Annotated in this window: 22 protein-coding genes and 1 pseudogene; 11 read left to right on the plus strand and 12 right to left on the minus strand. The window is 70.6% G+C overall.

Annotation, left to right across the window (positions count from 1 at the left end):
* Positions 1-12: 12 nt before the first annotated feature.
* Both F9C12_RS39790 and F9C12_RS39795 read right to left on the minus strand, forming a co-directional pair.
* Positions 13-1,317, minus strand: a complete 1,305-nt coding sequence (locus F9C12_RS39790) for a carotenoid oxygenase family protein (RefSeq protein WP_409463877.1) — start codon at positions 1,315-1,317, stop codon at positions 13-15.
* A 4-nt stretch (positions 1,318-1,321) separates the two neighbouring features.
* On the minus strand, positions 1,322-1,882 hold the full coding sequence (locus F9C12_RS39795; protein WP_409179461.1) for a hypothetical protein: 561 nt from the start codon (positions 1,880-1,882) through the stop codon (positions 1,322-1,324).
* An 84-nt stretch (positions 1,883-1,966) separates the two neighbouring features.
* Between F9C12_RS39795 and F9C12_RS39800 the strand changes: the two genes are divergently transcribed.
* Both F9C12_RS39800 and F9C12_RS39805 read left to right on the plus strand, forming a co-directional pair.
* Complete coding sequence (locus F9C12_RS39800) at positions 1,967-2,491, plus strand: PadR family transcriptional regulator (protein ID WP_409179462.1); 525 nt, start codon at positions 1,967-1,969, stop codon at positions 2,489-2,491.
* Positions 2,492-2,496: 5 nt separating this feature from the next.
* Positions 2,497-3,051: an NUDIX domain-containing protein gene (locus F9C12_RS39805; RefSeq protein WP_409463878.1), complete on the plus strand. Its 555-nt coding sequence runs from the start codon at positions 2,497-2,499 to the stop codon at positions 3,049-3,051.
* A gap of 25 nt (positions 3,052-3,076) precedes the next feature.
* On the opposite strand, the gene mgrA is transcribed toward F9C12_RS39805, so the two are convergent.
* Entirely contained in the window at positions 3,077-4,105 is a 1,029-nt protein-coding gene (mgrA, locus tag F9C12_RS39810) for an L-glyceraldehyde 3-phosphate reductase (protein WP_409179464.1), read from the minus strand.
* Positions 4,106-4,317: 212 nt separating this feature from the next.
* Between mgrA and F9C12_RS39815 the strand changes: the two genes are divergently transcribed.
* Positions 4,318-5,199 carry an AAA family ATPase gene (locus F9C12_RS39815; RefSeq protein WP_409463879.1) on the plus strand — a complete coding sequence of 294 codons (882 nt, stop codon included), beginning with the start codon at positions 4,318-4,320 and terminating at the stop codon, positions 5,197-5,199.
* Positions 5,196-6,599, plus strand: coding sequence for a vWA domain-containing protein (locus F9C12_RS39820; RefSeq protein ID WP_409463880.1), 1,404 nt, complete (start codon positions 5,196-5,198; stop codon positions 6,597-6,599). Before F9C12_RS39815 ends, F9C12_RS39820 begins: the two co-directional genes overlap by 4 nt.
* Here the strand turns inward: F9C12_RS39820 and add are convergent.
* Entirely contained in the window at positions 6,577-7,560 is a 984-nt protein-coding gene (gene add, locus F9C12_RS39825; protein WP_409463881.1) for an adenosine deaminase, read from the minus strand. The genes F9C12_RS39820 and add overlap by 23 nt on opposite strands.
* A gap of 117 nt (positions 7,561-7,677) precedes the next feature.
* Here add and F9C12_RS39830 point away from each other — a divergent pair, with 117 nt between their 5' ends.
* On the plus strand, positions 7,678-7,881 hold the full coding sequence (locus F9C12_RS39830; protein WP_409463882.1) for an antitoxin: 204 nt from the start codon (positions 7,678-7,680) through the stop codon (positions 7,879-7,881).
* Between the two features lie 241 nt (positions 7,882-8,122).
* On the opposite strand, the gene recQ is transcribed toward F9C12_RS39830, so the two are convergent.
* Complete coding sequence (gene recQ, locus F9C12_RS39835; protein ID WP_409463883.1) at positions 8,123-9,967, minus strand: DNA helicase RecQ; 1,845 nt, start codon at positions 9,965-9,967, stop codon at positions 8,123-8,125.
* A gap of 242 nt (positions 9,968-10,209) precedes the next feature.
* On the opposite strand from recQ, the gene F9C12_RS39840 reads away from it, so the two are divergent.
* A complete protein-coding gene (locus F9C12_RS39840; protein WP_409463884.1) occupies positions 10,210-10,644 on the plus strand; it encodes a DUF6314 family protein in 435 nt (144 codons plus the stop codon).
* Positions 10,645-10,720: 76 nt separating this feature from the next.
* Here F9C12_RS39840 and F9C12_RS39845 read toward each other — a convergent pair whose 3' ends face one another.
* On the minus strand, positions 10,721-10,870 hold the full coding sequence (locus F9C12_RS39845) for a hypothetical protein (protein ID WP_409179469.1): 150 nt from the start codon (positions 10,868-10,870) through the stop codon (positions 10,721-10,723).
* Between the two features lie 249 nt (positions 10,871-11,119).
* Between F9C12_RS39845 and F9C12_RS39850 the strand changes: the two genes are divergently transcribed.
* Positions 11,120-11,626 carry a mycothiol transferase gene (locus tag F9C12_RS39850; RefSeq protein WP_409463885.1) on the plus strand — a complete coding sequence of 169 codons (507 nt, stop codon included), beginning with the start codon at positions 11,120-11,122 and terminating at the stop codon, positions 11,624-11,626.
* Positions 11,627-12,236: 610 nt separating this feature from the next.
* Here F9C12_RS39850 and soxR read toward each other — a convergent pair.
* Positions 12,237-12,704: a redox-sensitive transcriptional activator SoxR gene (gene soxR / locus F9C12_RS39855; RefSeq protein ID WP_409179471.1), complete on the minus strand. Its 468-nt coding sequence runs from the start codon at positions 12,702-12,704 to the stop codon at positions 12,237-12,239.
* A 95-nt stretch (positions 12,705-12,799) separates the two neighbouring features.
* Between soxR and F9C12_RS39860 the strand changes: the two genes are divergently transcribed.
* Entirely contained in the window at positions 12,800-13,360 is a 561-nt protein-coding gene (locus tag F9C12_RS39860) for an NADPH-dependent FMN reductase (protein ID WP_409463886.1), read from the plus strand.
* Between the two features lie 356 nt (positions 13,361-13,716).
* Positions 13,717-13,833: pseudogene (locus tag F9C12_RS39865) on the plus strand (dolichol-phosphate mannosyltransferase); the annotation flags it as partial.
* A 372-nt stretch (positions 13,834-14,205) separates the two neighbouring features.
* Here the strand turns inward: F9C12_RS39865 and F9C12_RS39870 are convergent.
* Complete coding sequence (locus tag F9C12_RS39870; RefSeq protein ID WP_409463887.1) at positions 14,206-15,441, minus strand: FAD-dependent oxidoreductase; 1,236 nt, start codon at positions 15,439-15,441, stop codon at positions 14,206-14,208.
* A 56-nt stretch (positions 15,442-15,497) separates the two neighbouring features.
* Between F9C12_RS39870 and F9C12_RS39875 the strand changes: the two genes are divergently transcribed.
* Positions 15,498-16,097, plus strand: coding sequence for a TetR/AcrR family transcriptional regulator (locus F9C12_RS39875; RefSeq protein ID WP_409179474.1), 600 nt, complete (start codon positions 15,498-15,500; stop codon positions 16,095-16,097).
* Here F9C12_RS39875 and F9C12_RS39880 read toward each other — a convergent pair.
* The 3 genes from F9C12_RS39880 to F9C12_RS39890 are packed head-to-tail and all read right to left on the minus strand — an operon-like array spanning position 16,094 to position 18,659.
* Positions 16,094-16,576: a hypothetical protein gene (locus F9C12_RS39880; RefSeq protein ID WP_409463888.1), complete on the minus strand. Its 483-nt coding sequence runs from the start codon at positions 16,574-16,576 to the stop codon at positions 16,094-16,096. The two genes, F9C12_RS39875 and F9C12_RS39880, sit on opposite strands and share 4 nt — an antisense overlap.
* A complete protein-coding gene (locus tag F9C12_RS39885; protein ID WP_409467147.1) occupies positions 16,573-17,919 on the minus strand; it encodes an ATP-binding protein in 1,347 nt (448 codons plus the stop codon). Before F9C12_RS39885 ends, F9C12_RS39880 begins: the two co-directional genes overlap by 4 nt.
* Positions 17,920-17,978: 59 nt before the next feature.
* A complete protein-coding gene (locus tag F9C12_RS39890; RefSeq protein ID WP_409179476.1) occupies positions 17,979-18,659 on the minus strand; it encodes a response regulator in 681 nt (226 codons plus the stop codon).
* Positions 18,660-18,771: 112 nt separating this feature from the next.
* Here F9C12_RS39890 and F9C12_RS39895 point away from each other — a divergent pair, with 112 nt between their 5' ends.
* Complete coding sequence (locus F9C12_RS39895; RefSeq protein ID WP_409179477.1) at positions 18,772-19,668, plus strand: phosphatase PAP2 family protein; 897 nt, start codon at positions 18,772-18,774, stop codon at positions 19,666-19,668.
* A gap of 8 nt (positions 19,669-19,676) precedes the next feature.
* Here the strand turns inward: F9C12_RS39895 and F9C12_RS39900 are convergent, their stop codons facing one another.
* Positions 19,677-21,206 (minus strand): DUF4157 domain-containing protein, encoded by a 1,530-nt coding sequence (locus F9C12_RS39900; RefSeq protein ID WP_409463889.1) that lies wholly within the window; start codon positions 21,204-21,206, stop codon positions 19,677-19,679.
* Positions 21,207-21,268 lie beyond the last annotated feature (62 nt).

Genomic DNA, 21,268 nt, shown 5'->3' on the forward strand with positions numbered 1-21,268 from the left:
CGGCCGACCGGATCAAGCGTCGGGCAGCCAGTTGCCGTGGAACCCGGTGGGCACGCGTCCGGGCAGACGGACCGTCGCGACCGGATCGGCCTCGAGGTCCTGCGCGTCGAGCACCACCAAGTCGCTGCGGTCGTCCGGTCCGTCGTAGACGTACGTCAGGAGCCAGCCCGCGCCGTCCGGACGGTCGTCCGCCGGAACGAAAACCGCTTCGCCGGGGATGTGTCCTTCCGGGAACACGTGCTCGCGTGAGGTGTTCGTGTGCAAGTCGTAGCGGCGGAGCACGAGCGGACCCTCCGGGCCGTGCCATCCGGTGAGATGCCCGAACCGCGCGTCGAGCCCGGCGAGCCGGTCGTCGATGCGGGGGAACTCGCCGTCGCGGTCGTCGAGCAGGTCCTCGGCGACGGCGCCCGCGCGCGGGTCGATCGTCCACCGCCACAGCGCGCCCTTCGGGTCCGGCACGCCGGGCCGGTACAAGTGCTCGTAGCGCACGACGTGCACGACGATCCGGCCGTCGGCGGTGTCGTGCGCGTTGAGCGTGTGGAAGACGTAGCACGGGTCGATCTCGAACCAGCGCACGCCGTCCTCCGGCCGGTCGCGGCTGAGCAGGCCGAGCCGCGCGCCGTAGGTGTCGCTCCAGCGGAACGGCATGCCGCCGTCGGTTCCGCGGTCGAACACCACCGGCAGGTCGAAGAACACCACGTGCCGCCGGGTGAGCGCGAAGTCGTGCATCATTGTCAGGCCGGGCACGTCGATCGGCTGCCGCAGCACGAGTTCCCCGGCGGCGTCGGCGCGGTAGTAGCTCACGTGCGGGGCGGTGAGGCTGCCGTAGCCGAAGAAATGCAGTTCGCCGGTTTCCGGGCAGATCTTGGGATGCGCGGTCATCGCGTCGGCGAGCTTTCCGTCGAAATCGTAGACGCCGACGGTGTCGAGATCCGTGGTGATTTCGTACGGCAGCGAGGATTCCACGAGCGCGAGCGTGCGGCCCGCGTGATTGACGACGTGGGTGTTGGCAACGCTCGACCGGAGATTCCTGCTTCCGTCGGCGTTGTAGAGCACCGGATTCGGGGTGTCGAAGCTTTCGGTGCGCACCCAGCGATTGCGGTACCAGGCCGCGCGGCCGTTTTCGAGCCGCACGCCGTGCACCATGCCGTCGCCGGTGAACCAATGCGCGCTGTCCTGGCGCGGATTCGGCCCGTTGCGCAGGTACCAGCCAGTCAGTTCCGGCGGCAGCGCACCGGTGACCGGCAGGTCGTGGGCGGTGAGTTCGTCGTGGACCGGGGCGTAGTGGCCCTTGAGGTGGAAATCGGTGGTGGCCATGGATTCACGCGGCTTTCTGGGCACGGGCCCGGACGATGCGCGGATAGCGAATGGTGAACGAAATCGGAACCGCGAAGCCGAGGACCTTGATGACGACCAAACCGACGGTGTCGTGCGGCGCGTAATGCAGCAGGACGGCTTCGGCGATTCCGGCGACGGTGAAACTGGCCGCCCACACTGCGGTGATCACGACGTTGACCCGGCGAAACACCGTCGTGGCGGCGATTTCCGGCGGGACCATGGTTTTCGCGATCCCGAGCGTGAACGGCCGTTTCGCGGCGATCGACCCCCAGGCGGTCGCCGCCAGCCACAGGTCGGTGAGCGCGCCGACGTAATTCCTCAGCGGCGAGGCCGGGTCGCTGAAGGACCAGGCCGACAGCGCCGCGAAGAAGACGACCGCGGAGACCTCGATGAACAGCGTGTCCCAGCCCTTGCCGTTCCGGCGTTCGAGCAGGAGCAGCCCGCCCGCGAGCACCAGCCCGGCCAGGCCCGACCACCGCCAGTCGGCCTGCGTGGAGACGACCGCGAAGGCGATCCACGGAAGGAAACTCTTCAGGTAGTTCATCGGTACCCCCATATTCCTGTGGTGACAGGTCAAAGCTAGAACGTGCGGGCTGGACATGTCAATAGTGGAAGGTAGGGTGGGGGCATGACTTTGCGACACGCGGTGCTGGGGCTGCTCGCCACGGCCCCGGGAAGCGGCTACGACCTGCTCAAACGCTTCGAAACGGCGATGTCGAGCGTCTGGACGGCCACGCAGAGCCAGCTGTACGGGGAACTGGGCAAGCTGGAGGGCGCGGACCTGATCGAGGTCTCCGCGGAGGGCCCGCGCGGCCGCAAGGAGTACGCGATCACCGACGCCGGGCGCGCGGAACTGCGCAAATGGCTGCTGGAGGACAGGCCGCCGGCGCCGCGGCGGAACGAGATGCTGCTGCGGGTGTACTTCCTGGGCGAGGTCTCGCCGGAGGAGGCCCGGGGGTTCCTGGGCAGGCACGGCGCTTTCGCCGAGGGACTGGTCGAGGAGCTGGCCGCGCTGGAGGCTTCGGTCGACTGGGACGACAGCGATCCGTCGCTCTACGGCCGCCTCGCCCTGGAGTGGGGCAAGCGGTACGCGGCGATGGAACGGGACTGGGCGGAGTGGGCGGCGGAGACCATCCGCGCCCGCCGGGGGTGACGGCCGTGGCGGGCAATCCGGTCCATGGCGGCGACGAGGCCCGGTTCGCGCGCGATCTCCGGGACGAGGGCGAGCCGGAGGCCGAATTCCATCCCGGCATCGCCGCCCGGTTTCCGCGCAAGAACGCAGCGGCCGGAGTTCTCGCGCGCGACGAGCACGGCCGGGTCCTGTTCGTTTGCCCGACCTACAAGCCGTTCCTGGAGATTCCCGGCGGCTTGGTCGAAGACGGCGAGTCGCCGCTGGCCGCGTGCCGTCGGGAGGTCCGGGAAGAACTCGGGATCGACGTCGCGGCGGGACGCCTGCTCGTCGTCGATTGGTTGCCCGCGCACGGCGTTTGGCGGGACAGCCTGCAGTTCGTCTTCGACGGCGGGGTGCTGAGCCGCGAGCGGATCGGCGCTATCCGCCTGGCCGCGGACGAGGTGAGCCGGTTCGAGTTTCTTGACCTCGAGGCCGCGCGAGCGCGATTGCGGCCCTCGAAAGCGCGGCGAATCGCTCTTGCGTACCAAGCGTTCCTGGACGGCGAGACGGTCTACGGCGAGTTCGGCCGGAGGCTCGGGTAGTTCGCGCCTCCGGCCGAGTGCCTTTTCAGCCGTCCGAAGACCGCTTCCAGATGTTGATGCCTTCTTCGGTGGCGTGCTGGTCGATCTCGGCCAGCTCGTCCGCGGTGAAGGAGAGGTTGTCCAGCGCGGCCACGTTGTCCTCCAGCTGCTTCACGCTGCTGGCCCCGATCACCAGCGACGTCATCCGCGGATCCCGCAACGCCCAGGCCAGCGCGAGCTGCGCCAGCGTCTGCCCCCGCCGCGCCGCGATCTCGCCGAGCGCCCGGATCTTGCCGAGCTTCTCCTCGGTGATCGTGTCCGGGTTCAGCGATTTCCCTTGCGCCGCCCGCGAATCCGCGGGCACCCCGGAGAGGTACTTGTCGGTCAGAAGCCCTTGCGCGAGCGGCGAAAACGCGATGCAGCCCGCGCCGACCCGCTCCAGCGTCCCGAGCAGATCGTCCGCCTCGGTCCAGCGGTTGAACATCGAGTACGACGGCTGGTGGATCAGCAGCGGCGTGCCCAGTTCGCGCAGCAACCGCGCGGCTTCCGCGGTCCGCGCGGAGTTGTAGGACGAGATCCCGACGTACAACGCCTTGCCGGACCGGACCGCCCGGTCGAGCGCGCCGACGGTCTCCTCCAGCGGCGTCTCCGGGTCGAACCGGTGCGAGTAGAAGATGTCGACGTAGTCCAGCCCCATCCGGCCCAGCGACTGGTCGAGGCTGGCCAGCAGGTACTTCCGCGAACCCCATTCGCCGTACGGGCCGGGCCACATGTCGTAGCCGGCCTTGGTCGAAACGACCAGCTCGTCGCGGTAGGGCTTCAGGTCGCTCGCCAGCAGCCGGCCGAAGTTCTCCTCGGCGCTGCCGTACGGCGGGCCGTAGTTGTTGGCCAGGTCGAAGTGCGTGATGCCCAGGTCGAAGGCCCGGCGGACGATGTCGCGCTGGACGGTGAGCGGGCGGTCGTTCCCGAAGTTGTGCCACAGCCCGAGCGAGATCGCGGGCAGCTTCAGGCCGCTGCGCCCGCAGCGGCGGTAGGGCATCGAGTCGTAACGGGCATCAGCGGCAGCGTAGGTCACGCCGCGATGCTAGCCCGGGGTCCGCGTCCGGCGGGCGGCCTCCTGCCTTGGTGCGGCGGTCCGGGATACGTCGGAGGAATGTGCTTCCTTTTCCGGACCGCTGGTGGTGCGGGGGAGTGCGGGTCCAGTATGGGTCCGATGTCCGGGCGGCGGGACGGCTTTCGGGGCGACCGGCCAGTACAGTGCAGGTGAGCGATCGCTTAGGAGGCTACGTGGGCACCGGGTTTTTCTCGTCCGTCGACGACGTGTCGGCGCAGCTGGCCGAGGCCGGGTACCTCGCGTCGACCGCGGTCGCGACCACGGTGTTCCTCGCCGACCGGCTGGGGAAGCCGCTGCTGGTCGAGGGCCCGGCCGGGGTCGGCAAGACCGCGCTGGCGACGGCGGTCGCCGAGGTCACCGGCTCGCGGCTGGTGCGGTTGCAGTGCTACGAGGGCATCGACGAGGCCCGCGCGCTGTACGAGTGGAACCACGCGAAGCAGCTGCTGCGGATCACCGCGGGCCGCGACGAGACGTGGGACGAGGCGCGCACCGACATTTTCGGCGAGGAGTTCCTGCTGCGCCGCCCGCTGCTCACCGCGATCTCCGGCACCGAGCCGACCGTGCTGCTGATCGACGAGACGGACAAGGCCGACGTCGAGATCGAGGGCCTGCTGCTGGAGGTGCTCGGCGATTTCCAGGTGACCGTGCCCGAACTCGGCACGATCGCCGCGACGCAGCAGCCGTTCGTGGTGCTCACGTCGAACGCGACGCGCGAGCTGTCCGAGGCGCTGCGGCGGCGGTGCCTGTTCCTGCACATCGATTTCCCGGACGAGGACCTCGAACGCGAGATCGTCCGGCTGAAGGTGCCCGGCATCGAGGCCGCGCTGGCGGATTCGGTGGTGCGGGTGATCGCCGCGCTGCGGGCGATGGACCTGCGAAAACTGCCGTCGGTGGCGGAGACCGTCGACTGGGCGCGCACGCTGCTGGAGCTGGGCGCGGACGCGCTGGACGAGCGGGTGGTGCGGGAAAGCCTCGGCGTCGTGCTGAAGCACCAGGACGACATCGCGAAGGCCGGGGCCGGGCTGCGTCTCGACCAGGTGCTGGACGCGTCGTGACCGCCGCGCCGGGCCTGGCCGGACGGCTCGCCGAGTTCGTGCGGGCCCTGCGGGCGCACGGCATCCCGGCCGGTCCGGGCGAGACGGCCGACGCGGCGGCCGCGCTGGAAGTGCTCGGCATGGACGACCGCGAACTGGTCCGCGAGGGGCTCGCCGCCGCCCTCGTCCGCCGGGGCGGGCAGCGGACGGTGTTCGACGCCGCGTTCGACCTGTACTTCCCCGCCGGCGTCGGAGCTCCGGAGCTGGCGCGCGAAAACCCGCCGCGGGACCGGGAGGAGCTGCGGGAAGCGCTCGCCGAGGCCCTGGCCGAAGGCGACGACCAGGCCCTGGACCAGCTCGCCGGGCTCGCGGTGGACCTGCTGGGCCAGTACGGCGCCGGCACCGGCCCGGGCGGCGGGTATTCCGCGCACCAGACGCTGGACCGCCTGCAACCGCAGACGCTCATCGCCCAAGTGCTCGCCGCGATGCGCGCCTCGGGTTCCGGCTCGGGTTCCTCGGGTTCCTCGGGTTCCTCGGGCGAGTTCACCGACCGGCTCACCCGCGACGAAATCCGCCGCCGCGTCGAAGGTTTCCGCGGCCGGGTGCGGACCGAGGCGCGCCGCCGGGCCGCCGAACTCCGGGGCCGCGAACGGATCGCCCAGCACGCGATCGCCCCCGCCGCCGACCGCGTGGACTTCCTGCTCGCCAGCCGGACGCAACTGGCCGAACTGCGCCGCACGATCCAGCCGCTGTCCCGCAAACTCGCCACCAGGCTCGCCGCGCGCCGCAAACGCACGACACGCGGCCAGATCGACTTGCGCCGAACGCTGCGTCGTTCACTCTCCACCGGCGGGGTGCCCTTGCGGCCAGCCTACCGGCATCGCCGCCCCGGTCGCCCGGAAATCATCCTCCTGTGCGATCTTTCCGGTTCGGTGGCGGGATTCGCGAACTTCACGATGCTGCTGGTGCAAGCGTTGCGGGACCAGTTCAGCAAAATCCGCGTTTTCGGCTTCGTCGACAGCACCGACGAGGTGACGCATCTCGTGGACACCGGCGCCGCCGATCCCGAGCAGCTGGGCGCGCGAATGCTCAGCGAGGCCGCGGTGGTCCGCTGGGACGGCCACAGCGATTACGGCCGTGCGCTGGGACAATTCACCTCGCGCTGGCTGGACGCCGTCGGCCCGCGCACGTCGGTCCTGATCCTGGGCGACGCCCGGACGAACGGCGGCGACCCGAACCTCGAGGCCGTCCGCGCGATCCGCTCCCGTGCCCGGCACGTCCACTGGCTGAACCCTGAGCGCCGGGCCCTGTGGGGTACCGGCGATTCGGCCGCGCCGGACTACGCGGAGCTGGTGGAGATGCACGAATGCCGGAACGCGCAGCAGCTGGGCGCGCTGGTCACGCGTCTTCTGCCGACCTGAGCCAGCCGTCGATCTCCTTGTGCAGCAACGCTTTGGTCTCTTCCGGCGCGAACGAGGCGGTCACCGCGTTGCCGGCCAATCGAGCCAAGGTCGCGTCGTCGTACCCGAAAACTTCCCTCGCCCGAGTGAATTCGTCGGTGATCGTGGTGCCGGTGACGTCCGGGACATCGGTGTTGAGCGTGACCCTGAGACCAGCGTCGATCAATCGGGGCAGCGGATGCTCCGGAAGCGACGGAACCAACCCGAGCACGACGTTCGACGACGGACACACCTCAAGCGGCATCCCGCTTTCCGCGAGCCGAGCGGTCAGCTCCGGATCCTCCACGATGCGAATTCCGTGGCCGATCCGCTCAGCACCACCGATTTCGAGCGCCTCGCGCACGCTGTCCGGCCCCGCGTCCTCGCCAGCGTGGTGAACGAGATGCAGCCCCGCCTCCCGCGCCTTGACGAACACCTCCCGGAACGGAGCCAGCGAATACCTTTCCTCGCCAGCCATGCCAATCGCGACGACCTCTTCGTGCCGCTTGGCCAATTCCAGGGTCTTCTCGGCACGCTCGACCGACCTCCGCCGCGAATGGTCGAGGATCAGCCTCCATTGCAGCCCATGCTCTTTCCCGCCCTCCGACAGTCCGTTGAGGACCGCGGCGAGGGGAAGTTCAAGGTCCCCGACCCGTTCCCCGTGCGAGGCAGCGGTAAAGGTGACCTCGACGTACCGAGTCCCCTGTGCGGCTTCGTCCGCGCAGAATTCCCGTGCGATCCGCTCGAAGTCCTCGGCTTCGCGCAAACACGACCGAGTGAGACTGTTCCGATCGGCGAACGCCCGAAACCCGTTGAACGAGGCCGGCTTCCCGGGCAGCCGAACACCATGGGCGGCCGCGAGTTCCTCCAGCGTACCGGGACGAACGGTGCTCTCGAGATGGACGTGCAGATGCACCTTGGGAAGAGCCGAAAGATCGCGCACGATCGGATGATGCCTGCCCCGCGCTCCTCCTGTCACCCGAGTTTCGCCGGGAACCCGAAGCGGCCGGACGGCGTTGGGCAGGTGACTGAGGTTCCCTAGGGAAAGGACTTGTGCGCGATGGCTCTGATGAAGAAACTCACCATGCTGGCCGGCGCCGCGGGCGCGGTGTCGTACGTGCGGAAGAACCCGGAGAAGGTGAACGAGGCCGTAGGCAAGGCGGCGCGCTTCGTGGACGAGAAGACCAACGGGCGGTACCACTCGCAGATCACGGGAGCGGTCCGGAAGGTCTCGGAAACGACCCGCGCCCGGGCGGTTGAGTGAGCCCTGGCGTCGACGTTGACTGGGAGGAGGCGGCTGGTTCGCGGGGATTCTCGCGGCTGAGGTGGGGTGGCGCTGAGCGGGCGGGCCGGATTGCGGTCTGAGGCTGCGCGGGAAGCGTGCTGCGCTGACGGCGGGCTGTGCGCGGCGAACGCGCGGCCAGGCGGACACCGGCCACAGCGACAGATTGCCCAGGTACTGCGCGAGATGGCACCCGACGGCTTCGTCGGCAGCTTCCCCGCCCTCACTCTTCCGCCAAAACCGCCAGCACTCCCTCCCCGTACTTGGCCAGCTTGCTCTCGCCCACCCCGCTCACCGTGCCCAGCACGTCGAGCGTCGTCGGCATCATCGCGGCGATCTGGCGCAGCGTCGCGTCGTGGAAGATCACGTATGCCGGGACACCCTGTTCCTTCGCCGTCGCCGCGCGCCAGGCACGCAGGCGCTCGAAGACCGGTTCGGCTTCCGGGGGCATGTCGATCGGCGCGGCTGGCGTGCGGCGGGACGTTCGCGGGGCGCGCGCCGGGCGTTCCGGTTCGCGGCGCAGTTGCACTTCTAGTGAGCCGTTCAGCACCGCGGTCGAGCCTTCGGTCAGGACCAGCGATCCGTAATCACCTTCGACCGCGAGCAGGTTGCGCGCCAGCAGCTGCCGCACCACCGCGCGCCATTCCTGTTCGCGCAGTTCGGTGCCGATGCCGAAGACCTTCAGCGTGTCGTGCTGGAACTGGGTGACCTTCGGGGTCGTCTTGCCCAGCAGGATGTCGATGATCTGGCCTGCACCGAACTTCTGCCGGCGTTCGTTGCGCAGACGGACCACTGTGGACAGCAGTTTCTGCGCGGCGATGGTGCCGTCCCAGCGTTCCGGAGGGTTCAGGCAGGTATCGCAGTTCCCGCACGGCTGGCCGGACTGCCCGAAGTACGCGAGGATCTGCGTGCGCCGGCATTCGACCGTCTCGCACAGCGCCAGCATCGCGTGCAGGTGCTGGGCCTGCAGGCGGCGATGCCTCTCGTCGCCCTCGGAGTTGTCGATCATTTTGCGTTGCTGCACCACGTCTTGCAGCCCGTACGCGAGCCAAGCGGTCGACGGCAGCCCGTCGCGGCCCGCGCGGCCGGTTTCCTGGTAATAGCCTTCCACGGATTTCGGCAGGTCCAGGTGCGCGACGAACCGCACGTCGGGTTTGTCGATGCCCATGCCGAACGCGATCGTGGCCACCACCACGAGCCCGTCCTCGCGCAGGAACCTCGACTGGTTCGCCGCGCGGGTCGCCTTGTCGAGCCCGGCGTGGTAGGGCAGCGCCGGAATTCCGTTCTGCACCAGGAAATCCGCCGTTTTCTCCACCGAAGCGCGGGACAGGCAGTAGACGATTCCCGCGTCGCCCTGGTGCTCGGTGCGCAGGAGGTCGAGCAACTGCTTCTGCGGCGAGTTTTTCGGCACGATCCGGTACTGGATGTTCGGCCGGTCGAAGCTCGCGACGAAATGCTTCGCGTCGTCCAGGCCGAGCCGCTGCGAGATTTCCTTGTGCGTGGCCTCGGTCGCGGTGGCGGTGAGCGCGATCCGGGGCACGTCCGGCCAGCGTTCGTGCAGCGACGACAGCATCAGGTAGTCGGGCCGGAAATCGTGGCCCCACTGGGAGACGCAGTGCGCCTCGTCGATCGCGAACAGGGCGATCTTGCCGCGGTCGAGCAGCCGCACGGTGGATTCGACCGAGAGCCGTTCGGGCGCGAGGTAGAGCAGGTCGAGTTCGCCCGCGACGAAGGCCTCCTCGACCTCCTGCCGCTGGGCGAAATCCTGTGTGGAGTTGAGGAATCCGGCGCGCACGCCGACGTTGCGCAGCGCGTCGACCTGGTCCTGCATCAGCGCGATGAGCGGCGAGATCACCACGCCGACGCCCGGCCGCACCAGCGCCGGGATCTGGTAGCACAGCGATTTCCCGCCGCCGGTGGGCATGAGCACCAGCGCGTCGCCGCCGGAGATCACGTGCTCAACGATCTCCGCCTGGTCGCCGCGGAACGCGTCGTAGCCGAAGACGCGCTGCAGAGTCTCGAGAGCGGGGGAACGGGTGGCCTGCTCGGCCAGGTCGGGGTGCGCCACTCGGCCGATTCTAGGGCGGCGGACCGTCCGGGCGAGCCTGCCCCGCCGCGATCGGCGCGAGAGTCCCCGTCGCGCCGGCCGTTTTCGGGGGCCGGGGCGGGCCCGGTCGCGCAGGGTGAACAGCATGGGGACTGGTGGCAGCCGGGATGACAGGACCCTTCACGCCACCCCTGTGACAGACAGTGTCGAGACAGCGGTCCCAGTGCCCTTCGCGGGCGGTCCGGAGGCGCACAATGGGATCCGTGGCTTTTCCGATCGATGACCTGACCGGGTACTTTTCCGGCGAATGGCAGCTCGCGCGCGAAATCGTCGACGTCGACGGGGCGGCGCTGGGGGAGGCGAGCGGTCGCGCGACGTTCACGGCCGCCGACGGGGTGCTCGTCTATCACGAGTCGGGAGAACTGCAGCTCGGAGCGCATCGCGGACCGTTCGTCCGGACGCTGCACTACCGGCCGGGCGGAGGCCCGCGCGCTGCGGTCCACTTCGACCACGGCGGATTCTTCCACGACCTGGACCTGGCGACCGGGGAGTGGACGGCCGACCATCCGTGCGCCGCCGACTGGTATCGAGGGGCCTACCGCGTGCTCGACGCCCGCCGGTGGGAACAGGAATGGGTGGTGACCGGGCCGGCCAAGGACCACGTGATCACCAGCCGGTTCACCCGGGTGGCCAAGTGATCTTCTCGGTTGGCGCTTGATTCCGCACTGTCTCGCACCGGAACCGGCGGATATCGAAGCGAAGGTCCCGCGTGGACTACTTGCGCCGGTTGCGGAAAATCAGCAGCAGCACCACTATCGCCGAAATCGCGCAGGCCGCGGTGAGCACCATGCCCGCCCACGCGGGAATCGCGATGCCGGCGATGTTGTCGAAGCCGGGCAGGGCGCGGGGCGCGGTGATCGCCACGGGGCCCTCCGTTCGCGTCGTCGGCGTGCAGGTCGCTTTCGCCGCGGAGTTTACCTGACACCGGCCGCGGCCGTCAGGTCCGAAGTGGACGGTCGCGGTCACCGCGGGTAGCCGGCGGATTTTGCCGTGCGGAAGCGGTTCTGCCGGTGCGAAGGGACCCTTCGCACTGCTCGAGTCACAGTGCTGGGCACAGCCGGATCTTCGAGGCATGATCGAGGCAGGCACACGACGACGGAGGAGGAGCGCGAGATGAATGTGGCCGATCTGCTCGTGGACGGATTCGGCCGGGTGCGGGAAGTGGTGCACCAGGCAGTCGACGGGCTGACCGCGGAGCAGCTGGCGGCGCGCCCCGGCCCGGACGCCAACTCGATCGGCTGGCTGATTTGGCATTTGGCGAGGGTGCAAGACGACCATGTCGCGGACGTGGCGGGCACCGACCAGCTCTGGACGGCCAAGGACTGGCGAGAGAAATTCGACCTGCCGTTCCCGGCGGGCGACATCGGCTACGGGCACAGCAGCGACGACGTCGCCAAGGTGCGGCCGCAGTCGCCGGATTTGCTCACCGGCTACTACGACGCCGTGCACGAGCACACGGTGTCCTGGGTGGCCGGTATCGACGAGGAGGCGCTGGACCGCGTGGTCGACGAAGCCTGGGACCCGCCGGTGACGCTGGGAGTCCGGCTGGTCAGCGTGCTGTCGGACGACCTGCAGCACGCCGGACAGGCGGCTTACGTGAGGGGGTTGCTGCTGGGATGACCGCGCCGGAGTGACTGACGCACCGGGCAAGTGAGCGGTCCCGCCCGGACCGCTGCAGCGGCAGTCGGCTGCGGACGCGCGGCCGGTAGCCGGCAGGTTGAGTGCGGCGGCCCGAGTTGTCGCATGCGGAGCGTGCTCGGCAGGCTGGGGCAGCGGCCTGCAGGCGATGGGCGGCGAAAGCTGGGCGGTGAGCTGGCGAAGTTCGCGGCCAGGGATGGCGGCTTGCGTGCGGCTGATTGTGCACGGCGGTCAGCGCGTGGCTGCTCGCTCGGGGCTTGTGCGCGGCCGCCCGCGGACGGCGACTTGCGCGCAGGCATCCGTCGACGGCGGCTTACGCCTGGTGTACGCCGAGCGATGGGCGTTGGCGCGGGTTGAGCGGGAGCCGCGCCGAAATCGAGGCTGTCGTCGCCGACGCTGGCGGGGAGGGGTTTCTGCGCGCCCGAGAAATGGCGGCAGGCCGTGGGCAGCTCAGGTTTCGGCGGCGGCGGGGGTGGGGGCGGGGCGGTGAGTCGGGCGGAGTGTGGCTGCCAGGTGGCACCCCCCGGTGGGGCTAGTCCCGCGCGGCGAAACCCGGGCCGGAGGCGCGGGCGGCTCGAGACGCCGGGCGGTCTCAGTCGTATTCCGTTCCCCGGTGGTCCGGCAGCCGCTGCGGGCCGGGGCCGGCTTGGCCCAGTTGGTCGTTCGGGTTGGCCAGGCGGCATTTGGCCAGGGACATGCAGCCGCAGCCGATGCAGTCGTTCAGTTGGTCCCGGAGCTGTTCCAGCTGGCGGATGCGCTGGTCCAGGTCGGAGCGCCAGCAGGACGAGATGCGTGACCAGTCGGCGCGGGTCGGGGTCCGGTCGTCCGGCAGGAGGGCCAGCACCTCGCGGATCTGCGCCAGCGGCATGCCGACTCGCTGCGACATGCGGATGAACGTGACCCGCCGGAGGGCGTCGCGCCGGTAGCGGCGCTGGTTGCCCGCAGTGCGCCTGCTGCGGATCAGGTTCTCGTCCTCGTAGAACCGCAGGGCCGACGCCGGCACGCCGCTGCGGCGGGAGAGTTCGCCGACGGTCAGTTCGGGCGGCTCCGTTTTCGTCATGCGCTCAGCATAGCTTGACTTAAAGGGAGCTTGAAGTTCGAGACTCCCTTCCGGAGGCGGGAAACCTGTTCCGCCCCGGGAAAAAGGAGAAAAACGTGTCCGAAGCTCCCGTCCGGCTCGCTGTGCTCGTCGGCAGCGCCAGGGAAGGGCGGTTCGCCCCCACGGTCGTGCGCTGGTTCGCCCGCGAGGTCGACCGGCACGGCGGATTCTCGGTGGACGTCCTCGACGTCGCCGAGATCTCGCTGCCGCTCGCGATGAACGGCGAGGGGGCCGCGCCCGTCGCCGCCCGGCTCGAAGCGGCGGACGCGTTCGTCGTCGTCACGCCGGAGTACAACCACAGCTACCCGGCCGCGCTCAAGAACGTCCTCGACTGGTTCCGCGGCGAATGGCACGCGAAACCGGTCGCTTTCGTGTCGTACGGCGGGATTTCCGGCGGGCTGCGCGCGGTCGAGCACCTCCGTCCGGTCTTCGCCGAGCTGCACGCGGTCACCATCCGCGAAACCGTGAGCTTCCACGGGGCGCACGGCCGCTTCGGGGAGAACGGCGAACCGCTCGACCCGGACGCGGCGGTCGCGGCGAAGGCGTTGCTCGACCAGCTCGAATGGTGGGCCCGGGCACTGCAGGAGGCGCGGCTGGTGCGGGCTTATCCGGCGTAGCCGGGCTACCGCGGGGAGGCCGCGGCCGATGCGACCGGGGGACGAGTCCATGGCGACGGGTGGAAGCCGGTTTGGCGGTGGGCTAACGGTGCGCGTTCCGCTGCTGTCCCGGCCAAGTCCGGACTCCGGCCAAGCCGGGGCTCGGGCCGAGCCGGGGGTTGGGGCCAAGCCGGAGCTGCGGTCGGGCCGGGGGGCTGGGGCCAAGCCGGAGCTCCGGTCGGGCCGGGGGTTCGGGCCAAGCCAGGGCTCCGGCCAAGCTTGGGCTTTGGTCCAGCCTGCGCACTGGCAATCCTGGGGTCTGGTCAAGCCGGGGCTCTGCTCACGCCCGGGTTTCGGCAAACCGGGTCGGACAAGCGGTGCACGTGCTGCACCGCACCGCGAAGGAAGGCCTCGGCAGGGCCTGCATCGCCGGTTTCCGTTGGGGGATGGAGCGCGGCTACGCGCCGTCCGTGGAGATGGACGCCGACGGTTCGGACTCCGGCTGGGCCGTGGCTCTGCTCGACCCAGGCGCCGGACAAGCCCGGGTTTCGGCCAGCTGGGGCTCCGGTCCGGCCCGGGCGCTGGCCAATCCCGGGCTCTGGTCAAGTCGGGGCTCCGCTCGAGCCCGGGCTCCGGCCAAGCCGGGCTTTTCCTCCAGTTGAGGTTTCGGCTGAGCCGCGGCTCCGGCCAAGCTTGCGCGCTGGCCAATTCTGGGCTCCCGCCGAGCCGGGATTCTGGTCCAGTCCAGGCTCCGCCCAAGCCCCAGGCTCCGCCCAAGCCCGGGCTCCGGCCAAACCCAGGCACCGCTCAAACCCACCTCAGGTTGGTGCCGCGAACCCCCGCGGCACCAACCCAACGGCAGCACCTCATCCCGCGTAACTGTCCACACTGGACCGTCGAGCGAAAGCAGGTGCATGCTCCGGTCGCAGCCCGACGCCGCCGAGATAAGCAGTTACCCCGGAAAGCGCCGGGAATCGTTGCACCATCCGCATCGGTGCGGGCAGCCGATCCAGCGTTCCCTCCAGCGCCGGGCGCAGCAGCATCTCATGTTCGCCTCGCTGGCTCGACTGCACCGCGACCGTCGGCAGCAAGCGGCGGCGGCGTACTGCGGCCAGGCGGGACATCGGGACCTCGCCGCGGCGCAGTGGTTCCGCGAGGAGGCGTGCGGTGGCGACGGCGTCCTGCACCGCGAGGTTCACCCCGACGCCGCCCACGGGGGACATCGGGTGGGCGGCATCGCCGATGCACAGCGCGCCCGGGGCGTGCCAGCGCGGCAGCAGGCCCATGGTCACTTCGAGCAGCTTCACGTCTTCCCACGAACGGATGGCGGACAACTGCGAAGGCGTCCAGCCGAACAGTTCGCCCAGCCGGGAGCGGAAGCCCTCGATGGGGCCGGAGCGCAGCTGTGCGTCTTGGCCGCGGGGGATGAGGTAGGAGGTCTGGTAGTAGTCGCCGCGGTCCATGGTGACTGAGGCGTATCCGGGGCCGAACCGCGCGAACACCCCCCGTTCGCCCGGTCCGGCTTTCGGCACTCGCACCTGCCAGACGTCCATCGGGACCTCCGACTCCCGCAGGGCGAGGCCGAGTTCGCGGCGCACGGTCGACCAGCGGCCGTCGCAGCCGACCGTCAGCGGGGCGGCGAGTTCGTGCACGGCGCCGGTTTCGTCGCGGTAGTTCACGCCGGTCACGCGGCCGCCCTCGCGGCGAAGGGACACCACCGACGCGCCCATGCGCAGCGAGAATTTCGGTTCGGCCGCGCCGGCTTCGGCCAGCAGGCCCAGGAATTCGGCTTGCGGCACCATCGCGATGTGGTTGTGCGGGCCGCGCAGCCTGCCGAAGTCGGCGGCGATCACGGTTTCCTCGCCGATCTCCATTTTCATCCGTTCCAGCACCGAACGGGACAGGGCGGCGAACCGGTCGCCGAGGCCCAGTTCGTCCAGCAGCCGCAACGTCGACGGGTGCACGGTGTCGCCGCGGAAATCCCGCAGGAAATCGCGGTGCTTCTCCAGCACCACCACCTCGACCCCGGCCCGCGCCAGCAGCAGGCCCAGCATCACGCCGGCCGGGCCGCCCCCGGCCACCACGCATCCGGTCCGCTCCATCGGGACCTCCAATCTTAGAGACTCTCTAAGTTTAGAGTAACGGTAAGATTCCCGCCATGACCGGGTTGCGGGAAGAGAAGAAGCGGCGGACCCGCCAGGCGCTGATCGAGGCGGCGCTCACGCTGTTCGACGAGCAGGGCTACGACGGCACGACCGTCGCCGAGATCTCCGCGCGGGCGAAGGTGTCCCCGGCGACGTACTTCAACTACTTCGCCACGAAAGAGGACGTCGTCTTCGCTGACCAGCATCTTTACGACGAGGTGGTCGACGGGGTCTTCGCGCAGGCGCGGCCGGGCGCGCCGGTGGCGGAGCTGGTGACCAAAACCGTCCACGCGCTGGCGACGGCGGACGCCTGGAGCTTTCCGCTGGACCATCCGCTCACCGAGGTGCGCACCCGGTTGCTGGCCGGGGTCCCGGCGTTGCGTGCGGGGTACCTGCTGCGCAACGCCGCGGTGGCCGACCGGTGGGCGGAGAAGCTCTACGAAACGTGCGCGCCGCAGCTGGATCGGGTCGAGGCCGCCGCGTTGACCGGGGCGGTGCTGGGCGCGTTGGAGGCGGCGTTGCGGCAGGTGCCCGAAGGACACAGCGCGACGGAGATCGTCCTGTCGGTCGTCGAACGGGTGGTGTACGGGTTTTTGCCCGGCACGCAAGGCTAATTGCAGTACAGGGATTCCAGCTTGGTGTCCGAGGCGACCACGGTGATCCCCTTGCCGATCGATTGCCCGGAAGCGGCCAACGAAGCGGACACGGTGCAGACCACCTGCTGCAGCCCGATCGGGTACAGCAGTTTCATCGATTCGCCGACAGTCACCGTCACCGGCTGCGCCGAGGTGTCGACCGTGACGTGCCGGCCAGGCGAGAGCATCGAGTAGAAACCCTCTTGTTCCTCTACCCGGGTCGGGCCGCCGAACAGTTCGGTCAGCACCGTCGTGGGGGTCGCGTCCCTCGCCCAGGCGCGCTGCACCGGGCTGAGCTGTCCCGCGTAGACGAAGTAGAGCGTGATCTGCGGACGCGGCGCGCCCAGCTGGAATCCGCCGGGAGCGTCACCGGCGGGGATCACTCCGGTCGGCTGGACGCCGCACCCGGCGAGCGCCAAAACCGAAGCTGCCGCAAGGAAAAGCCGCAGGAGTTTCATCGTTCCTCCCGCGCGGTGCGGGGCAGGCGGAGCGTGAACCGCGCCCCGTCGCCGGTGTTTTCGGCTTCGATGTCGCCGCCGTGCAGCCGGGCGTTCTCGAGGGCGATCGACAACCCGAGACCGCTTCCCTCGGACCGGGCCCGCGAGGTGTCGGCCTTCGCGAAGCGGTCGAACACCTTCGGCAGCACCTCCTCGGGGATGCCCGGGCCGTGGTCGGTGACGGTCAGGAAAACGGTCGTTTCGTCGGCGCTCAGCCGGACTTCGACCGGAGGCGCGCCGTGGTGCAGGGCGTTGCCGACCAGGTTGGCGACGACCAGGTCGAGGCGGCGCGGGTCCGCGGACACGGTGACGCTGGGCAGGTCGGTCGCCACGGAGTCGATCCAGCCGCGGGCGGCGAGGCTGTTCGGCACCGCCTCGGCCAGGTCGACCTCCTCGACCCGCAGCTCAGCCCGTCCGGCGTCGAAGCGGGAGATCTCGACCAGGTCCTGCACGAGCCGGGTCAGCCGCCGCGTTTCGGCCGACACCAGCCGCGCCGCCACCGCGGTGTCCGACGGCAGCTGGTCGGCGTCCTCGTCGAGGACGTCGGTGACCACGTTCATCGCGGCCAGCGGGGTGCGCAGCTCGTGCGAGACGTCCGCGACGAACCGGCGCGCGTCGGCCTCCATCTCGCGCAGCGAGCCGACGGTGCGTTCCAGTTCCGCGGCGGTGTGGTTGAACGTGGTGACCAGCTGGGCCAGTTCGTCGGAACCCTTGGCGGGCAGCCGTACGTCGAGCTGGCCGTCGCCGAGTTTGCGCGCCGCGGAGTTCAGCGCGCGCACCGGCTGCAGCACCTGCCGCGCCGCCAGCAGCGCCAGCGCGACCGCGATCGGCAGGGCCAGCGCGGTCATCAGCCACGCGCGCGTCGCCAGCTGCTCGATCGCGGCCTGCTGGGTGGCGAGCGGGACCGTTTTGTAGACCTCGATGCCGGTGTGTTCGCTCTTCGTCGCGCCGTAGCGCAGCAGCGGCATCCCGATGTAGAGCACCGGGCGCCCGCCCTCGACGACCCGCTGGAACTGGATGGACGTCCCCTCCGCGACCGCGCTGCGCAGCCCGGCGGGGATTTCCGCCGGGTTCAGCCCGACGCGCGAATGCAGCGACCCGAACACCACCGTCGTGACGCCCTTGAGCGAACTCGCCATGTTGTCGAGCTGCCGCTGGTCGGGCGGGAGCGTCAGCTGCGGCAGGTAGGTCCGGACCTCGTCGCGCAGCTGCACCATCGCCGGGTCCTGCACGCCGGCCAGGATCGTGTTGCGCGCGGACACGTAGCTCGCGCCCGCCGCCGCGCCCGCGCCGACCAGCGTCATCGCCGCGAACGCCAGCACCAGCCGCAGGCGCAGCCCGGACACCCACGACCGGAGCCGGCTCACGAGCGGCCGAACCGGTAGCCGAAGCCGCGGACCGTCTGCACGTGGTCCGGCCGCGCCGGAACGTCCTCGATCTTCGCGCGCAGCCGCTGCACGCAGGCGTCGACCAGGCGGGAATCGCCGAGGTAGTCGTGCCCCCACACGGAGGCGAGCAGCTGGCTGCGGCTGTAGACCTGGCCGGGCGTGCGCGAGATCTCCAGCAGCAGCTTCAGTTCGGTCGGCGTGAGCGAGACCTGCTCGCCGTGTTTCCGCACCAGCATCCCGGCCCGGTCGATCACCAGGTCGCCGTGCTGTTCGGGGCCGGCGGCGCCGGGTTCGGCGGCGGTGCGGCGCAGCACCGCGCGGATCCGGGCGTCGAGCACGCGCGGTTCGACCGGCTTCACGACGTAGTCGTCCGCGCCCGCTTCGAGGCCGGCGACGACGTCGAAATCGTCGCTGCGCGCGGTGAGCATGATGATCGGCACCTGGCCGAGCGCGCGGATCCGGCGGCAGGTCTCGAACCCGTCGATGCCGGGCAGCATCAGGTCGAGCACCACGAGGTCGGGCGCGCGTTCGCGCAGCTGCGCGACGCCGTCCTCGCCGGTCGCCGCGGTGTGCACCGTGTGTCCCTGCCGGCGCAGCGCCAGCTCCATGCCCTCGCGGACGGACGCGTCGTCCTCGATCACCAGCACCACAGCCACAGGGGCCATTATTCGGAAAGCCCGCGGATGCGCGCGAGCCGGGCGGATCTTGTAGCGAAACCATGACACGGCACTGACGAGATCCCGAAATCCCGCGGCCAGGCTCGAAGGCATGGCAGTGCTGACTCCTGAAACGCCGACCGTGCCCCTGTCCGCGCCCCGGCACGCGCTCGCCCCGCCGCGGCGTTCGCGGACCGCCGTGCTCGTGGCGGCCGCGATCGGGTTCGCCGCCGCGTTCGTCGTCGCCTACCTGCTGTTCGTGCGGACCGAGGCCGGGCAGCGCGCGGAGGACGGCGTCGTGCGCTTCGCGCAGAGCCTTCCGCGGTCCACTGTGGACTGGGCGCGGCCGCTCGCCGGGATCGACGGCGTCGAGGTGTTCGGCGCGGCCGGGATCGTGATCGTGGCGCTCGCCGTGCTGCGCAAGCGGTTCGCGCTCGGGGTGACCGCGCTGGTGCTGTATTCGCTGCCGCTGGCCGCCGCGCAGCTGCTCAAGATCTACCTGCTGGACCGGCCGGACGTCGGTTCGTCCGGGGCCCCGCACCACAACAGCTTCCCGAGCGGGCACGTGAGCGCGGCCACCGCCGTGCTGCTGGCGCTGGCCGTGGTGCTGCCCGCGCGGTTCCGGACCTGGGTGCTCGCCGTGGGTGCGCCCGGCGTGGCCTGGGTGGCCGCGGCGACCGTCGCGCTCAGCTGGCACCGCCTGTCGGACACCGTGGGCGCCTGCCTGCTGGTGGCCGCGGTCGTGACGGCGGGCGCGGCGGTCGTCTCGGCGCGGCGCCCGGACGGCGGCCGGATTCCGCCGGTGCTGACCGCGGTCGCGCTGCTCGGCCCGGTCGCGGTGGTGCTGGGCGGCTACGCGGTCCTGGCCTCGGCGACGTCGGTGCCGGCCCGGTTCGTGGCGGCGCTGGTGCTGGCGGCGTTGAGCGCGGTGGCGGTGGTGCTGCTGGCGGCCGGACCGCTGCGGCGGGTGAACTTCGATCCGTCCGGGGCGCGGAACCGGTTGCGCTAGGCGCGAGTTCAGGGCCGTTCGAGGAAGACGTCTCTGAGCACGTCGGCGAACGACTGCAGCTCGATCCGCCGTTTGCCCGCGGCGTCGCTGTTCCTGATCTCGTCGGACCGGGTGTTGCCCAGGGTTTCGATGAGGACGACGTTCATCGCGGGACGGCTGCCCGCCGCGCTGGAGCCGTACATCCCGAACGTCACGCCTTCCTGGTGCGGCACCGACTGCGTCGGGTAGGTGACACTGCCCCGCTCGTTCAGCGGGGCCCGCGCCCCTCCGGCGATCGCCCGGCTTCCCATCTCCCGGGCCAGAGCGAGATCGTCGCCTTCCGGAGTGTCCGGGCCGGCGGGCCGGTCGTGCCCGGGCCGCGGGTCGGTGGACACGCCCGCGTTGGGACCGCCGGCCACGCCGTGCACCATGGCGATGCGCTCCGGGCGGAACCGGTCGACCAGATCGAGCAGCACCAGGTTTTCCGGCAGGATCGGCCGGTTTCGCGCATCGAGCGGCCGGTTCCGCCGATCGACCGGGACGGCGCCGACCGTTTGCCCGCGCTGGGGCAGATTCCGGTTGGGGTCGATGCCGCCTGGGGATTGCCTGCTGCGGACCGCGTAATTCGCCGGGAACAAAGTGGGGACGACGATGACGCTGAACGCGGGCACGCGCGGGTTGCCCTGGGCGTCCGGCGTCCGCAGGATCCGCAGCAGCATTTCGACCACTTGGACTCCGGCGGCCTCGGACCCGTGCACCCCGCCGACGATCATGGCGTGGCGGTTGGTTCTCCCGGGGAAATAGAACGCCTGGATCGGGTTCGGGCCGTGGCCGGCGTCGAAGCGCGCTTCGATGTTGCCGGGTTCGGGCCGCCACCCGTGCTCGGCGGCCCGGCGCTCCCGTTCGGCGAAGGCCTCGGCCGTCCAGCGCGGCTCCGCGCCGCGGGCGGCGAGTTCCCGGGCCAGCCAGCGATCGTCGGTGTCGCCGGGAAAGCTCCGGTCGATCCAGGGGCCCAGATCCGGGTCCTGAGCGATCGGGCCGCGAGCCCGCAGCCGGTCGAAAACGCTTGCCTTGCCGCCCGTGCGCAGGTCGGTCGTCAGCTCGTCGGTCAGCGGGCTTCGGCGGAGCACCGCCGGACCCGCGGCGGCCCGGGCCCGTCCGCCCGCGGCGACCCGGCGGGCGTCGCGTTCGGTGCTGTCCTCGGCTGCCCCGATCCGCAAGTCCGCGGGAGCCGGTGCGGCCGTCTGCTGCTGGGTGTGGGCGAGTTCGTGGGCCAGCAGGCGCCGGCCCGCCGCGGAGTGCGGTTCGTAGCGGCCGGAGCCGAAGACGATGTGCTGGCCGACCGTGTAGGCGGCGGCGCCGACCGCGGTGGCGGACTCGGCGGCGCGCGAGTCCGTGTGCACCCGGACTTCGCTGAAATCGCAGTCCAGTTCGGCGCCCATGACCGCCCGCGTGTCGCGGGCGAGCGGCTGGCCCGGGGAACGGAGGACGTCGTGCACGATCGGCGGCGCGGCGGCAGGTGCTCGGTTGCGCCGCGACGCGGCAAAGGCCCCATCCATGACAACGCCTCCGACAGTGCCGACGCGATCGGCCCCCAGCCTCCGGGCCGGCCGTCACCGCG

This window comes from Amycolatopsis sp. GA6-003 (assembly GCF_046267895.1).
Lineage (GTDB): Bacteria > Actinomycetota > Actinomycetes > Mycobacteriales > Pseudonocardiaceae > Amycolatopsis.